General features: G+C 40.2%; 17 protein-coding genes. 15 read left to right on the top strand and 2 right to left on the bottom strand.

Annotated elements, in window-relative coordinates; genetic code table 11:
- Window positions 1-28 precede the first annotated feature (28 nt).
- Both ACWIB3_RS00945 and ACWIB3_RS00940 read right to left on the bottom strand, forming a co-directional pair.
- Window positions 29-643: a hypothetical protein gene (locus tag ACWIB3_RS00945; protein ID WP_454290662.1), complete on the bottom strand. Its 615-nt coding sequence runs from the start codon at window positions 641-643 to the stop codon at window positions 29-31.
- Window positions 644-649: 6 nt separating this feature from the next.
- Window positions 650-1,768 (bottom strand): LVIVD repeat-containing protein, encoded by a 1,119-nt coding sequence (locus ACWIB3_RS00940; protein WP_454290661.1) that lies wholly within the window; start codon window positions 1,766-1,768, stop codon window positions 650-652.
- A 391-nt stretch (window positions 1,769-2,159) separates the two neighbouring features.
- Between ACWIB3_RS00940 and ACWIB3_RS00935 the strand changes: the two genes are divergently transcribed.
- From ACWIB3_RS00935 to ACWIB3_RS00865, 15 genes are all read left to right on the top strand, one after another.
- Window positions 2,160-2,711, top strand: coding sequence for a hypothetical protein (locus ACWIB3_RS00935; protein WP_454290660.1), 552 nt, complete (start codon window positions 2,160-2,162; stop codon window positions 2,709-2,711).
- Window positions 2,712-2,769: 58 nt separating this feature from the next.
- The gene (locus ACWIB3_RS00930) at window positions 2,770-4,605 is read left to right on the top strand and encodes an ABC transporter ATP-binding protein (RefSeq protein ID WP_185211352.1); all 1,836 of its coding nucleotides are present in this window, start codon (window positions 2,770-2,772) and stop codon (window positions 4,603-4,605) included.
- Between the two features lie 96 nt (window positions 4,606-4,701).
- A complete protein-coding gene (locus ACWIB3_RS00925) occupies window positions 4,702-5,079 on the top strand; it encodes a YtxH domain-containing protein (RefSeq protein WP_185211353.1) in 378 nt (125 codons plus the stop codon).
- A gap of 53 nt (window positions 5,080-5,132) precedes the next feature.
- Window positions 5,133-5,792 carry a heme exporter protein CcmB gene (locus ACWIB3_RS00920; RefSeq protein ID WP_185211354.1) on the top strand — a complete coding sequence of 220 codons (660 nt, stop codon included), beginning with the start codon at window positions 5,133-5,135 and terminating at the stop codon, window positions 5,790-5,792.
- Window positions 5,793-5,803: 11 nt separating this feature from the next.
- Window positions 5,804-6,466 (top strand): cytochrome c biogenesis protein, encoded by a 663-nt coding sequence (ccsA, locus tag ACWIB3_RS00915; RefSeq protein WP_185211355.1) that lies wholly within the window; start codon window positions 5,804-5,806, stop codon window positions 6,464-6,466.
- Between the two features lies 1 nt (window position 6,467).
- On the top strand, window positions 6,468-6,671 hold the full coding sequence (locus tag ACWIB3_RS00910) for a CcmD family protein (RefSeq protein WP_254526570.1): 204 nt from the start codon (window positions 6,468-6,470) through the stop codon (window positions 6,669-6,671).
- A 14-nt stretch (window positions 6,672-6,685) separates the two neighbouring features.
- A complete protein-coding gene (locus ACWIB3_RS00905) occupies window positions 6,686-7,669 on the top strand; it encodes a DUF6427 family protein (RefSeq protein WP_185211357.1) in 984 nt (327 codons plus the stop codon).
- Window positions 7,670-7,989: 320 nt separating this feature from the next.
- A complete protein-coding gene (locus ACWIB3_RS00900) occupies window positions 7,990-9,189 on the top strand; it encodes a hypothetical protein (RefSeq protein WP_185211358.1) in 1,200 nt (399 codons plus the stop codon).
- A gap of 18 nt (window positions 9,190-9,207) precedes the next feature.
- On the top strand, window positions 9,208-9,792 hold the full coding sequence (gene lptC / locus ACWIB3_RS00895) for an LPS export ABC transporter periplasmic protein LptC (protein ID WP_236736560.1): 585 nt from the start codon (window positions 9,208-9,210) through the stop codon (window positions 9,790-9,792).
- Between the two features lie 148 nt (window positions 9,793-9,940).
- A complete protein-coding gene (locus ACWIB3_RS00890; protein ID WP_185211360.1) occupies window positions 9,941-12,040 on the top strand; it encodes a peptidylprolyl isomerase in 2,100 nt (699 codons plus the stop codon).
- Window positions 12,041-12,105: 65 nt separating this feature from the next.
- Entirely contained in the window at window positions 12,106-12,621 is a 516-nt protein-coding gene (locus tag ACWIB3_RS00885; protein WP_185211361.1) for a DUF2480 family protein, read from the top strand.
- A 30-nt stretch (window positions 12,622-12,651) separates the two neighbouring features.
- Window positions 12,652-13,443 (top strand): DUF3108 domain-containing protein, encoded by a 792-nt coding sequence (locus ACWIB3_RS00880; RefSeq protein ID WP_454290659.1) that lies wholly within the window; start codon window positions 12,652-12,654, stop codon window positions 13,441-13,443.
- 3 nt (window positions 13,444-13,446) lie between these two features.
- A complete protein-coding gene (locus ACWIB3_RS00875) occupies window positions 13,447-14,013 on the top strand; it encodes a DUF3109 family protein (protein WP_185211363.1) in 567 nt (188 codons plus the stop codon).
- Window positions 14,014-14,066: 53 nt separating this feature from the next.
- Window positions 14,067-15,041, top strand: coding sequence for a polyprenyl synthetase family protein (locus ACWIB3_RS00870; protein WP_185211364.1), 975 nt, complete (start codon window positions 14,067-14,069; stop codon window positions 15,039-15,041).
- A gap of 3 nt (window positions 15,042-15,044) precedes the next feature.
- Complete coding sequence (locus ACWIB3_RS00865) at window positions 15,045-16,100, top strand: TerC family protein (protein ID WP_185211365.1); 1,056 nt, start codon at window positions 15,045-15,047, stop codon at window positions 16,098-16,100.
- Window positions 16,101-16,128 lie beyond the last annotated feature (28 nt).

Genomic DNA, 16,128 nt, shown 5'->3' with positions numbered 1-16,128 from the left:
AGGATTATTTTTTTATCGTGAATGCGTTTTAGAATCCAAATCCTACCTTTAAGGAGAACCTGTGGGCATCCATTTTCTTGGTTTCTGCATACTCATCAATTGGATAAGCTTGGATGTAATTCACATAGGGTTCAAAAATAGGAGGCTTTTGCTGGGTATATTTAGCTTTTATAGCTTGGTACTGGTAGCCTAAAGTGAATGATATAAAACCAGTCCCTTCGGACAGTTTCAATTTGACACCCAATTCTGGGGCTATCCGTATTCCACCTGAGATATCGCCCTTTTGACGAGGTTCTTTTTCCCAAATAAAGCCGTAACCAGCATCTAATCCAGAAATTAACCTTGCCTTACCGGGATCCAAAAAGGTGTATCGTGCTCCCAAGGAAATCGGGATAGAGGAAAAAGTATGGATGGCATCAACAGCATATTTTTCGAAACCTGCAGTCCCTCCGATAGCTAAATCAGGATTCAATAGGTATCCATTAAAGGTTTGGGCGGTAATGCCGGCTTCCTGGAATGTCATATCATAGGCCATGACCCCAAATTCGGTATGGTTCATGTATTTTTTCTCTTGGGCTCTTAATACTTGGATACCGTTCAGTCCTAAAATGAGGACCAAAAACAATTTGAAACACTGCTTCATAAAGAATTATTTTTTCAGGTTAATGGAAATACAGCTCAATTGTTTCAAATTGGCTTTGTTGGTATAATCATATTGGCAGATACCCTCAGGCCCCAAGACTATCAAGGATTTTGGTCCTGCAATGACATCAAAACTTTTCAGGTTTTCCAAGTTCTGCATGATGTTCTTATCAATGGCCGTTACATCGGTAACCTTGAAGCTTTTCAAACCGGACTCACCTTCACATACATAGAGATGCTCACCGGTCAGGGCTAATCCATGTGGGCTTTTCAGGTTATAGCTCTTCACCAGTTGCGGTACACTCAGGTCACGGATATTGACAACTTGCAAGGCATTGACGTTTCCATTACATATCGTACCGGATCGTAAAGTCACAAAAGCAAAATCATCGTTGACAACGACAGGGTCACAGGCAAAGGCATGGGAATAATTAGCAAGCTCCTTAGGGCTGGTCGGATTAGTGATATCTAGGATATGCATACCATTATTTGCACCGACAAACAGAGATTTCTTGTAGGGAAACAAGGTTTCGATTCCAAAACCAAGGCTCACTTCATTGATCAATTTTGGTGCGCGGGCATTTTGAAGGTCAAAGTTTTTCACTTTATCCTGAAAAATGGCAAACAGGAAGTTTTCGGCAATGGCAAACCTAGCCAAAGAACCTGCTTGTCCAACCGTGTTTCCACTGGTGCCACTCCCATTTGAACCGGAATAATTATTACCTATACTTTCATAGTCCAAATAGCGTTGGCCATCAGGTTTATATTCGCGATGATCAGCGAAACTCACCAACGAGTCCCGGTAAGCCACGGGCACAGGGTCATCATCCCTTAAAACATTAACCGGTTTGTTGTCCACTATATATTTGACAGCAAACACATCCTTTTGTCGATTAACCAAGACGGGCTTGCTGATATTAGAGATATCAAAGGTCAACAGATCGACAATATTATCGACATAGAGCAAGTTATTTTGTACCCCAAGATCAAAATTCCCAAGGATCGGCAGAAAACCCAAGGGTTTGGGAGTTGCAGGATTGCTATTATCATAAATATGAATACCTTTATTCGGTTCATTGACCAATAGATAATCCTTATACAGATAAATTTTTCCTGTTGAAGTCATTGGTTGGGGTTGAGTGATACTAATATTGCTTGCCCTGATTTCTCGCAAAGTTTTATAGATGGGAATCTTGGCAATATAGGTCCCCTCGGAGCCAATTTTGTCACAGCCCCAAAAAAGAGAAAATAGCAGGACTGGCAAAATCAGCAAAAAGCATCTTTTAACAGTTAGTGTTGTGGATTTCATAAGTTTATACAATTGGGTTATATTTATGATATACGATAACAGAACTCAAAGTGCGACAGCAGGTTAATGTTTTTTCACAATAATGAGATTTTATTGATTGTCGGCAATAAATAGACCTAGAAACAGCATCAATACAAAAAAAGGCAGTAAAATTGCTTTTAACGAAGCCATGATTAAAAAAAATAAAGCAAGGATCATCCATACAAACATGAAAAAACACAACTTCGTGCTACTGATTGCGCTCTTTTTTGTTCAATTGTTGCACGCTCAAGATAGTACGGCAGTCAAGGCAGACTCAATAACATTTGAGGCACAACGGGAACGAGTGAATCAATTATTGAACGATAGGAGCCGTCGATTTGGGGAATATGACCAGTCATTGGAGAAGAAAACTGGGGTTTTCGGACTGTTCAAGACCAAGAAGGACATGCAGAAATCCATCGATATCCTGAGACAGGTGGTATTGAACGACAATAACATCTTTTTGGAAACCCGGAAATTATTAGATTTAAAGGATGCGCAAAGTGAACGCTATCAACGGTTGGCCAGTGAATATGACATGCAGGTTTCTGCATACATGAAAACCATCACAAAACTGCAGAATGAAAATGACAAACTACGGGAAGAGCTGAAATCCATGGAAAGTACGGATACAGGCAACGGGGTGCTGATTTATTTGGCGGTTATCGTCATCATAGCTTTAATAATCCTTCTGATTTATCAGTACATTAGGCATAAACCCAAAAAATTGACGGAATAGTGATAAGAAGACCTATTTATATTGGTACTTTTGCTCAAAAAGAGAAAGAAATTAGTACATGGCCAGACCGAGATTGAACAGTGGAGACACCCATTCGGGGGATTTACCCAAACCGAAGCTGAACAAAGAAATTTTCCAGAAAGCACTACGGATATTTTCCTACATCAAGCCTTTTAAGTGGAAATTTGTGATTGGGATGGTTTTTTTAATCCTTTCCAGCTTAACCATGCTGACGTTTCCGGCGCTATTGGGAGCAATGATAGATGCCGCACAGGGAAGGGTGAAATACGAGTGGCTACCGGCTAGCGTGATGTACATTGGTGGATTGTCATTGATCATCTTATCCTTTCAATCCGTAATTTCTTTTTTTCGGATCCGCTTGTTTGTGGAGATTGCCGAAAAAGCATTAGCCAATATCCGCAAGGACACCTACCATCGATTGATTACCTTACCGATTGATTTTTTTGCTAACCGCAGGGTTGGTGAACTGAACAGTCGCCTATCATCCGACCTTTCCCAGATCCAGGACACCATGACCACGACCTTGGCAGAAATGCTCAGGCAGACCATCAGTCTATGTTTTGGGGTAGCTCTATTGATATGGGTTTCGCCAAAGTTGGCATTGATGAACCTATGTATCCTACCCTTGATCATTATCGTGGCGATTATTTTCGGGAGATTCATCCGGAACCTTTCTAGGGAAGCACAAGATAAACTCGCAGAATCCAATTCTGTTGTACAAGAAACATTATTGGGCATCAGCAATGTCAAGGCTTTTGTAAACGAGTTCTTTGAATCAAAGCGTTATGCAGAAAAGCTGAACCAATCGGTGGCATTAGCTGTAAAAGGCGCAACTTACCGCGGTATTTTTGCTTCATTTATCATATTTGCCATCTTCGGGGCAGTCATTATCGTTATCTGGTACGGTGCATCCTTAGTTTCCATCCATGAAATTTCGGTAGGAGATTTAACGACGTATATATTATATTCCATGTTTGTTGCTGGTTCAATGGGTAGTTTCCCAGAACTTTATGCCACCTTACAACGCTCTTTAGGGGCAAGTGAACGTGTGTTGGAAATCTTGAACGAGCCTAAGGAAGATATACAGGTCAGCGAAGAAGATAAAGAGATCAAGGTGGAGTTGCATGGTGACATCCAATTTGATCACGTGACCTTTGCCTATCCGACCCGACCGGACCTGACCATATTAAAAGATCTCTCATTCCATGTTGCTGCGGGTAAAAAACTGGCAATTGTCGGCCCTAGTGGAACTGGGAAATCGACCATTGCATCCTTGATCCTACAATTTTACCAGCCTAGCAGCGGTACCTTAAAATATGATGGTATTCCAGCAGATCAGCTGGCCCTGACCGATATCAGGAACCAAGTTGCCATTGTCCCACAGGATGTACTTTTGTTTGGAGGTACCATCCGTGAGAACATCAGCTACGGAAACCTGAATGCTGAAGCGGAGGATATCATTACCGCTGCAAAACGAGCAAACGCGCACCAATTTATCATGGACTTCCCTGAGGGCTATGATACCGTTGTAGGTGAACGCGGCGTAAAATTATCCGGAGGGCAAAGACAAAGAATTGCCATTGCCCGTGCCCTATTGAAGGATCCAGCCATCTTAATCTTAGATGAGGCTACCTCTTCCCTAGATTCAGAATCAGAAAGGATGGTCCAGCAAGCATTGGTAGAACTGATGAAGAACAGGACATCCATAATTATAGCACACCGACTGTCCACTATTCGAGACGCTGACAAGATTATTGTTGTCGAAGATGGCATCATTTCAGATATGGGAACCCACCAGGAATTAATGGAAAAAGGCAGCGGATTATACCATCATCTCTATACATTACAGTCCCTTCACGTAGTTGAAAGTTAATTTTTGTTAATTTAGGGAAGCAAAAAACATTTTGGCTTATACCTTGTTTATCATTAACAGAACATATTAGACTAAATAGGATAAAAAAATAGAATCATGGAAAAAAATAGAAATGGATTAGTGGCATTTGCCTTACTAGGATTAGCAGTAGGAACTGCTGCATACTACTTATTAGGAACTGAAGACGGAAAGAAACAATTAGATCGTGCTAATGATGGCATCAAGAGCTTAACAAAATCAATCAAGGATCTTTCTAAAAAAGAAGCGAAGAGAGCTCAAAAATTAGCTAAAACTGCTAAGGAAGATTTAGAGAACTTAAAAGACCGTGCTAAGAATGCTGGCCGTGATGCTTTGGACAAAGCTTCATCAAAAGCAAACGAATGGGCTGGAAAGGCATCTGATGCTGCCCATAATTTAGCAAACAGAGCTGAAGATGCAGCTGATAAAGCAAAGTCAGAAATTAAAAACGCTTAATTTCTAGCGCAATCATACAATGCTCAACAGATTGATTTGTATCTTTGTGCTACATGAATCTGTTCGAACAAGTAAAAACATTAATATATAAAGATGTTGTATTAGAATGGCGGTCGAAATATGCCATTAACAGCATCCTACTTTATGTGGTATCCACAGTATTTGTATGTTATCAATCATTCAAATCTGTGGATACTATTGTTTGGAACACCTTGTTCTGGATAATTCTCTTATTTGCGGCGATCAATGCGATGAGCCGCAGTTTCATCCAGGAAACGGGCAGTCGCCATCTCTATTATTATGCGATCGTTGGCCCGAAGGCGATTATCCTCGCCAAGATCATTTACAATTCCCTGGTCATGATCCTGATGACTGCCATTGCATTCATCGTGTATAACCTGATCTTTAAAACAGAGATTGGGAATCTCCCGGTCTATCTACTAAGCATCTTATTGGGGAGCATATCCTTTGCCACCGTATTTACGATGATTGCGGGGATCAGTGCAAAAGCAGGCAATAACAGCACGATCATGGCGATATTGAGTTTTCCGGTTATCATTCCCTTACTGATCATATTGATCAAACTTTCGCGATCGGCATTAATGGGCGGCTTTTTATCGAGCAGTTGGGCTGATATTGCTGTTTTATTGGCAATTAATGTCGTTACAATTGCTATTTCTTTGCTGTTATTTCCTTACCTTTGGCGAGATTGATTTTTGTTCTTATGAAAAAAAGTTGGTGGAAAATTTTAGGGGTTGTCATGGTCGCTAGTACCATAATTGCAGGACTCCTTGGCCCCGTTCCCGTATTATCTATTTTAAATGAAACCATTCGTAATGTATATTTCCACGTTCCAATGTGGTTTACGATGATGATTCTTTATTTGATATCCCTGATCTATAGCATTAAGTATCTGAACACGGGCAAGCGTGAATACGATTTCATGGCTGTTGAGGCCGTAAATACCGGTATTTTATTCTGTGCCTGTGGATTGATGACAGGAATGTTGTGGGCAAATATTACTTGGGGAGCACCCTGGACGAATGACCCACAGTTGAATGGAGCAGCCATTGCCACTTTGATGTACTTAGCCTACTTGGTACTTCGCAATGCCATGGAAGAAGAACAGAAACGCGCTAAGATCTCTGCGATCTACAATATTTTTGCATTTCCGATCATGATCGTATTGATCTATATCCTACCAAAGATGAATGATTCACTGCATCCGGGAAGCGGGGGCAACTCTACTTTCGGGGATTTGGATATGGACAATTACATGCGCCCTGTATTTTACACAGCGGTAATTGGTTGGATTTTGATTGGTTGTTGGATAGCGACCTTACGTTATCGCGTACGTATAATTGAAGATAAAAGAAATAGTTTTTAATATGAGAAATTTCCTATTGTCCCTACTTGCATTAATGATCAGTTTTTCGTCGAATGCCCAAGAAAAGGTTCAGATGGCTGATGGTCTTCGTGCTGAAGGAAAAATCTATGTGGTCGTGGCAGTGATGCTGGTAATCTTTTTATCAGTTGCCATTTACTTATTTAGCATAGACAAAAGAGTCAAAAAACTAGAAAAAGATAAATAAGGGAATACCATTCTATGCTGATCAACCAACATCGAACACTTTCGGGACTGAACGTATTTCTCGTTATTCTTGTTGGTACCGTATTATGCCTAGGTGTGTTCTACCATCTGCCTGAGAAACTGACTCCAGTTTTATTTGAACCAGGATTGGACCGCTTAGCTGGAATCCGTTTAGGATCCAACTTTTCACCTTCCGGCAATGTACTGATCACCTTGATCCTGACCTTGCTACAGGCATTTTCCTTAAATCGGGTAGTAAACCATTTCAACCTATTGGGAAAACCTAGCTTCCTGACGTCATTGATGTTCATGACCCTGGTAAGTCTATTCATCCCGTTCTTGGTTCTATCGCCTACCCTAATCTGTAATTTCATTACCATTTGGATGCTCCAAAAGCTGTTCAATATCTACAAGCACGTGGATATTAAAGGGATCATGTTTGATCTTGGTCTTTTGGTGGCATTGGGAAGTTTAATCTATTTCCCGTTCATCGTGATGCTGTTGTTGATTTGGTCAAGCTTAGTCATATTCCGCCCTTTTTACTGGCGGGAATGGATCACACCATTATTAGGGGTGATAACGGTTTATTTCCTATTGGCGGTAGCTTACTTCTGGTTGGAAAGAATGGATGAGTTCTATCAGATATTCCTTCCCTTTACCTATGCATTTCCGACGAAACTGAACATGGATATGCATGATTATTTTGTCCTGATCCCTATTGTCATTTCGTTGGGAGGGTTTTTATTTATCCTGAAGGACAACTTTTTCAAGAGTGTTGTACAGATCAGAAAAAGCTTCCAGTTATTGTTTATCATGTTGTTATTGATCTTTGGTTCCTTTTATTTGAACCAGGAAAGATCGATCAATCACTTTTTGCTTTGTGTACCCCCTCTATCCATTTACCTGGCCTATTTTTTCACGCATGCCAAGGTGAAATGGTTTTACGAAACGCTATATCTAGTCATATTATCCACAATTATCTATTTTCAATTTTTCTAAACTACTGTCCAATAGGTGTTTAACCTTTTTTAACAAACAAAAAGCTTGTGATATTTAAAAAATAGATAGTTTTGTAGCAAAAATTCGGATAATACAGCCATCATAAAAGATTTAGGCGCATTGATTTGAACAGAAGATATTTTGCAAGAATAATGCAGCGATAAATCCACTTAAAAATGTCAGAACAGTTGAAACTATTTTACTCTAATACGTCCTTACTTATTTTATTAGGAATAAGTTCAATTTTACTCTCGAGTACACGCTCCTATGGGCAATCCTCTACCTCACATTCGCCATATTCCCAATTTGGATTGGGACAAATGCGCGAAGATCTACTTCCTCAGACCCGAGGAATGGGTGGGATTTCTGCTGGAGTAAGATTTCAGGGCGGTTTACCGGTTTTAAATATTTCAAACCCTGCATCCTATTCAGGATTCAACCGAACCATTTTGGATGCCGGTCTATATGGCAACGTCACTCAATTGCAGAAAAACAGCTTGACTGACCATACTGCAGACTTTGCATTCAGTCATTTTGCCTTCGGCTTCTCATTGAACAAGAACAATGGACCAAAATTAGGTGGTATTTCGTTCGGATTGATGCCTTATTCAGATGTGGGTTATAGCATCTCCGCAAAAAGAGATATCAGCAATACTCCTTATTTGACCAAATTGGTTGGAGAGGGAGGCCTTAACAAGGCTTATGTTGGTTATGGGGTGTCTCCATTCAAAAACTTCAGCATTGGTGGTAATATTGGATTCCTATTTGGTAACCTATATGACAAGTCCATCATTGAGTTTCCTTCCAACTACGACTACTACAATACTTCGAAAACAGATACCAGAAGGGTTACAGGTATTGTATATGATTATGGTGCGCAATATTTCATCCCATTGGGAAACAGAAAGAACTTAACCATTGGATATTCCGGATCACTGGATAATTCTGTGAAGAGTAAGGTTTCTACGATCGTAACCCGTACGATGACCGGAACAGGAAACATAACGGAACAGGTTCCAATTGACACATCCTATTCAGATGTCTTATCCAATCGCAAAATCAACTTACCTTTAAGACATAATGTAGGTTTTACCTTCAGCAAAGGTGTGAACTGGACAGTAGGTGCTGATTTCAAATATGCAGATTGGTCGAAGTACCAAGTTCGTCAGGGAGAAGATGCCTTAGGAAAGAACATTGGTTTTGCTGTCGGTGGACAGATCAAACCGGATCCTACATCTTTGAACTATCTAAAAGTAATCGATTACCGTTTAGGTTTCAGATATAACAAAACACACATGACCGTGAACCAGCAACGTATCAATGATATGGCGGTTACGGTGGGATTAGGATTACCATTACCGGAGACCGGTTTTGGAAGGACTTTCTCCAATGTGAACATTTCGGCCGAGTTTGGCCAACAAGGAACGATCAAGAGCAATTTGGTCCGTGAGCGATATATCAATATCAACTTAGGGTTCACCATTAATGATGCTTGGTTTATCAGAAGAAGTTACGATTAACAAATGCGCATTGCAGAAATGAAAATATCGAGAATATTGCCCCTAACAATTGTTTTGCTAGGGGCAATCTTGTCAATTGCCTGTGAAAATGACACCAAGGACATCGATCGCTTGGCAAATATCAAGCAGGAAGAGGCTGTGGATATTTCCAAGGATGTAACGGTCGTATATAGTGATTCGGCGAAGGTAAAAGCTGAATTAAAGGCTCCTGAGATGCGTGTTTATCATGACAGTACCGGAAATTATGAGTTCAAGAAAGGTGTTCTGATAATTTTCTTCGACGACCAAGCCAAAGAGATGCAACGAGTAACCTCCGAATACGCTTTGCAGAAAAGGATTGAAGGATTGACAGAATTCCGGAAAAATGTAGTGATCACCAAGGTGGATGGGACGATAATCAAGACGGAAGAATTGATTTACGACGAGAAGAACAAGAAATACTATGGTAGTCAACCCATTACTGCGGAATACAATGATGGCCGGACCTCTGCACAAGGAACATCCTTCACGGCGGATGCAGATTTCAATGACATTCGATTTATGAACGGTACTGCCATTCATATTCCATCAGCAGACTCCCAGCTTCCTTCGTTTGGGAACTAACAGAAATAGAAGGAATTGGCGAAAAGAAAATTGAAATAGGCTAAATATAAATTTTTACCTTATTTTTTTATAAAAGTTGTATCTTGCGCCTTGTTTTTAAGAAAAACAAATTAATTAAAATATTAGCATAAAATTATAGAATATCGTTATGGGATTAATGACCTCTTTGCGAAACCGTGCGGGCTTAGTCATTTTCGTGATCGGTTTGGCAATTGTTGCATTTTTATTGGGTGATGCCATCAATGTTGGTACCCCATTTTGGCAGAGAAGCCAAAATGAAGTGGGTAGTATCAATGGAGAAGGGATAGATTATCAAAACTTCAATGTACAAGTTGACCAAGCAAGCCAAATGTATCAACAACAAATGGGAGGAGCTTCCTCGCCACAGATGCGCGGATTTGCCGTACAGCAAGTATGGAACCAGTTTTTAACACAGAATTTATTAAATCAAGAAATTGATAAAATCGGTCTTCAGGTAGGTAAGGAAGAATTGAACAGCTTATTGTTCGGTAACAATCCTTCACCACAGATCATTCAAGCTTTCACCAACCCACAGACTGGTCAGTTTGACAAAAACTATCTTTCTGCAGTTATTGAACAAGCGAAAACTAACCCGGAGATGAATGCACAATGGGAAGGTTTATTGCAGAATGTGAGAAACGAACGTTTGAACCAGAAATACACGAACTTGATCAACAACAGCATCTACACCACTTCTTTAGAAGCTGAATATGATTACAATTCACGTAATAAACTTGCAAACTTCAAATATGTCATGTTAGACTATGCATCAGTAAAAGATTCAGAGATCAAATTGACAGATGCAGATTACAAGGAATATTACGATAAAAACAAAAATGCGTTCAAAAATCCAGAAGAGATCCGCACGTTAGAGTATGTTTTGTTTGATGCGAAACCAAATTCTGCTGACTCAGCATTAGTATTAGGTGAGATTCAAAAATTGAAAACAGAATTACAGGCTTCAACAAATGATTCAAGCTTTGTAACGATCAATTCAGAAAACAAATACCCTGTAAGATATTATACAAAAGGTCAATTGAGTCCGGCATTGGATTCAGTAGCTTTCCAAACAGCTGCTGGAACGGTTGTTGGTCCTTTCTTGACACAGAATGTTTACGAAATTGCGAAAGTAATCGCAGTAAAGAACAGTCCAGATTCAGTTAATGCAAGTCATATCTTGATCAATCCAGCTACAGAAGGTGGTGTTGATAAGGCCATGGCTAAAGCAGATTCGATCAAGAACTTGGTTCAAGGTGGAGCGAGCTTCTCAGCACTAGCGGTTGAGTTCAGCGCAGACCCTAACAGCAAAAACAATGCTGGCGAAATCGGCACATTGACTCGCGGTGCATTCCCTGAGCTTGATGAAACCTTATTCGAAGGTAAAACTGGTGATGTGAAAGTGGTATCGACCAATTATGGTGTTCATATCGTCAAAATCAACAGACAGATCGGTAATTCTCAAATTGCGAAACTTGCTATCGTAGACAAGAGCATCAATTCAGGAAAAGAAACTACAGATGCTGCATATTCTAAAGCGAACCAATTCTACACAGCAGCAAACAAAGATAATTTCAATGATATCGCGAAACAACAAAACGTTGAGATCTTGAAAAACGACCGTACTGTTGCTATGGACAATATGTTAGGTGGAGTTGAAGTACCTAGAGAGCTAATCCGTTGGGCTTTTGAGGCTAAAAACGGAGAGGTAAGCGACAAGGTTTATGAAACTACGGATAACTTTATCGTTGCAAGGGTAACCAACATTCAACCAAAGGGAATCCAGCCATTGGAATCAGTTAAGACATTAATTGAGCCAGTTGTTAAGAATTTAGTTAAAGCACGCATGTTAAAGGAGAAAATGAACAATGCATTGTCCGGAGCTGGGAACATCGATCAGGTGGCTCAGAAATTAGGCAAGAATGTTCAGACAGTAGACAATGTTGTTTTAGCGAACCCAGTAATTCCGGGCGTAGCTGTTGAGAATGCTGTCGTAGGTACAGTATTTGGTCTTCAGCCAAACAAACCATCTAAGTCTATCGAAGGAAAACAAGGCATCTATGCTGTTCAAGTGGCAGGTTTTGTAAATCCTAAGGCATTAGCTGGCGAGGAATTGACTACACAACAAAAGCAGATCACAGAAGCAAAATCGCAACGCTCATGGGGAACTATCTTGAAAGCCCTACAGGACAATGCGAAGATTGTTGACAATCGTATTAAATTCTATTAACATAGAATTGATTAAATTTGTAGCTGGATGACGAATGTTATCCAGCTTTTTTTATTTTTATAGAAATGGACATTCAAGAAAACATAATAAACAAGGTCGCTCAGAGCGGGTTGATAACGATTGATTTGGCAGAGCATGCTCCAAAAGCCGCTATTGAAATTTATGATATCAAGGATAATTTATTCCATGGTCTGATCCTTAAGGAAAAAGACTTCAGGGAATTCATTAAAACCCATGACTGGACCCAATACAAGGACAAACATATCGGGATAATCTGTTCTGCAGATGCGATTGTGCCTACCTGGGCCTATATGCTCCTATCTACCAAATTAGCTGATCAAGCCTTATCGATCCATTTTGGGGATGAGGACTATGTGCGCAAGATCTTATTTGACCATGCCCTTTCTACCCTGGACTATAGCCAGTACCAGGACCAACGCATCGTAGTAAAAGGTTGTGGAGATATTCCGGTACCTGAATCAGCCTTTGTTACATTTACAACACAATTAAGCAAGGTTGCCAAAAGCGTCATGTACGGAGAACCTTGTTCCACTGTCCCTGTATTCAAGCGAAAATCTTAAACTTTCCAATATAATTGCTGTCAAACCCGTATGAAAAGATTTATTTCATTAATTGTATTCAGTGTTTTTTTGATGACCTCGGTCATTGGACAAACGCTCCCCTATTTAAAAGAACCTACTTTCAAGCCCGGCGAAATATTAAAATATAAGCTTAGATATGGTTTTATTTCGGCAGCAACTGGAACACTTTCAGTTCAGGAGTCAAAATATAGTTTTGGGATCAACGATGCTATCCATTTGTCGGCCTTTGGGCAGACCTCTGGAGCATTTTCCAAATTTTACACGGTCAAGAACCAGTATGATTCCTATATAGATCAGTCCAACTTCCTTCCTATTCTCTATACCGAGAATATCAGGGAGAACAACTATCGTAGGGTAGAATATGCGACATTTGATCATAAGACCAAGAAGGTAAAGGGTAAAAAAGGTACTTTCACCAGTCCGACCCAGCAGACTTTTGATTTGGTATCTGCATATTATTTTTCCAGGAACCTAGATTTTTCAGGCTTAAAGTCTGGCGATAAATTTAAGATCACTTACTTTTTGAACGATGAGGTTGCACAGCTTGGTGTTGAGTATATTGGGGTTGAAAAGGTAAAGTCGGTATTGGGAGAACTTGAATGTATCAAGCTTAGTCCAGAAATATCTCCAGGAAGAATCTTTAAAAAGAGCAGTCGTTTGTATCTTTGGGTTACCAATGATGGCAATCGTATACCTGTGAAGGCTCAAGTGGAAATCTTGATTGGATCAGTGACTATGGATTTAGTGAGTGCAGATGGTCTAAAGTATCCATTGGGCAAGAGGGTAAGTTATTCAAAATAGAAAATGATAGAAGTAGGAAATGTCCTTGTTCATGAGGATATCATCAACAATGACTTTGTGTGTAATCTCAGCAAGTGTAAGGGAGTTTGTTGCATTGAAGGCGATGCAGGAGCACCATTGACGGAGGCTGAGACCAAGATATTAGCGGAGATTTATCCAAAAGTAAAACCCTACCTCACTGAGGCGGGGATAAAAGCCATTGAGGAGCAGGGAACCTCAGTGGTTGATGCCGATGGCGACCTGACGACGACCTGTGTGGGCGGCAATAAGGAATGTGCCTATGTAACCTGGGAAAACGGGATTACGAAATGCGGTATTGAAAAAGCCTATGAAATGGGAGATGTGCAATGGAAGAAACCGATTTCCTGCCACCTCTATCCTATCCGTGCTACGCACTACCCTGAGTTTGATGTTTTGCATTATGACCGTTGGTATATCTGTAAAGATGCCTGCAGTTTTGGGCAAGAACTTAAAATCCCAGTTTATAAGTTCCTGAAAGACCCTTTGATTCGTGAATACGGTGAAGAATGGTACCAACAGCTTGAAAATACCTTAGCTTCTAAAGCATAATTTTAGTATTTTTATTGCGATTCAGTTTGACCTGAAGGTCTTATACCCACTACATGTTAACATTAGACGAAATACAACTTCCTATAAAAGAACATCTCAAACGCTTTGAAAAGACCTTCAAGGCTTCTATGCAGAGTTCCGCCCCGCTGTTAGACCGTATTACACGTTATATTATTAAGCAAAAGGGAAAACAGATGCGACCTATGTTTGTTTTCTTTTCAGCTGGATTGACCGGAGGTATTACCGAATCCACCTATCATGGTGCCTCGTTGGTAGAATTACTTCATACTGCTTCCTTGGTTCATGATGATGTAGTGGACAATTCCAATGAGAGACGTGGATTTTTCTCGATCAATGCCCTATGGAAGAACAAGGTTGCTGTATTGGTTGGTGATTTTTTGCTTTCCAAGGGTTTATTGTTATCGGTAAAGCATAAGGAACATGACCTGTTGCGCCTAGCCTCGGAAGCTGTGGAGCAAATGAGCGAGGGAGAATTGCTGCAGATTGAGAAAGCAAGGCACCTGGATATTGAAGAAGGAATCTATTATGACATTATCCGTAAAAAGACGGCTTCTTTGATTGCTTCCTGTTGTGCCATCGGTGCTTCATCAGCTGGAGCCAATCCAGAAACCATTGAAAAGCTACGCTTGTTCGGCGAAAAGGTTGGAATAGCTTTCCAAATCAAGGATGATCTGTTTGATTTTGGTTTGGATGATGTCGGAAAGCCGGTTGGTAACGACATCAAGGAAAAGAAAATGACCTTGCCTTTGATCCATGCCCTTTCTGTCGTTGATAAGGCGCAGAAAAGGAAGATCATCAACTTAGTGAAGCATCATAATGAAGATGCACAAAAAGTGGCTGAAGTCATCAATTTCGTCAAGATCAACGGTGGGTTGGACTATGCTACGGAGCAAATGCTGAAATATCAGCAGGAAGCTTTTGATATCTTAGATACCATCCCGAACGGCGGAGAATATAAATTAGGATTAGAACAATTAGTACGTTACACTACAGAAAGAAAAAAATAGAATATGAGCCACGAAGCACTTTTTATGATCGGATTTATAATATTTATAATTCTGATGCTAGCGATAGATTTAGGTCTATTTTCCAAAAGTGACAAACCAGTATCGTTAAAAGTTGCAGCAATCATGAGTGCCATCTGGGTAACCTTTGCCCTCTTGTTTGGCTTGCTCCTGTATTATTGGGGGAATGAACTCCACAATGTTCATGACATGGCTCGACTCAAGGAAGTCGTCGCAAACCATTTCCATAACATTACCATTAATGAAAACGACCTAGCGGGCAGTATTCATATCTACAACAAGAACCTGACCCTGGAATACCTGACCGGTTATGTGGTTGAATATGCCCTTTCCGTTGACAATATCTTTGTTATGGTTCTTTTGTTCAGTTCATTTGGTATTCCTGAGAAATACTATCATAAAGTATTGGTATGGGGTATCCTAGGGGCGATTATCATGCGTTGTATCTTTATTTTCGTAGGTGCAGCCTTGATCACCAAATTTGGATGGATCCTTTATGTATTCGGTGCATTTCTGGTTTATACTGGATTTAATATGTACATCAACCGAAACAAAGAGGAAGAGGTTGATCCGGAGAACCACCCTGTGGTAAAATTTGCTTCAAAACACTTTAAAGTAACCCATAAGTTAGATCAAGGAAGGTTCTTCCATATTGAAAATGGCGAAAAATACATGACCCCTTTGTTCTTGGTCCTTTTGGTGATCGAGTTTACCGATTTGATCTTTGCAGTTGACTCGATCCCTGCGATCTTCTCGGTAACGAAAGACCCTTATATTGTATTCTTCTCCAATATCTTTGCGATCCTGGGATTAAGGTCAATGTTCTTCTTATTGGTAAACATTATCCACAAGTTCCATTATTTGAAAGTCGGATTAGCATTCCTATTGATCTTCATCGGTCTGAAAATGTTGTTGCACAGTTACCTGAAAGAATGGGGCTTTACGACTTCGCATTCCCTGATCGTCATTATAGGAATACTAGCACTAAGTATCATTGCATCCTTAGCCTTTCCGAAGAAGCAGGATTTTGATAAAGCATAAAGAATTTAGAAACGGGCTGGTGATATCA

Source organism: Sphingobacterium sp. NPDC055431, from assembly GCF_053644255.1.
The sequence above is the reverse complement of the archived record's forward strand: the minus strand, read 5'-3'. Positions and strand labels throughout refer to the sequence as shown.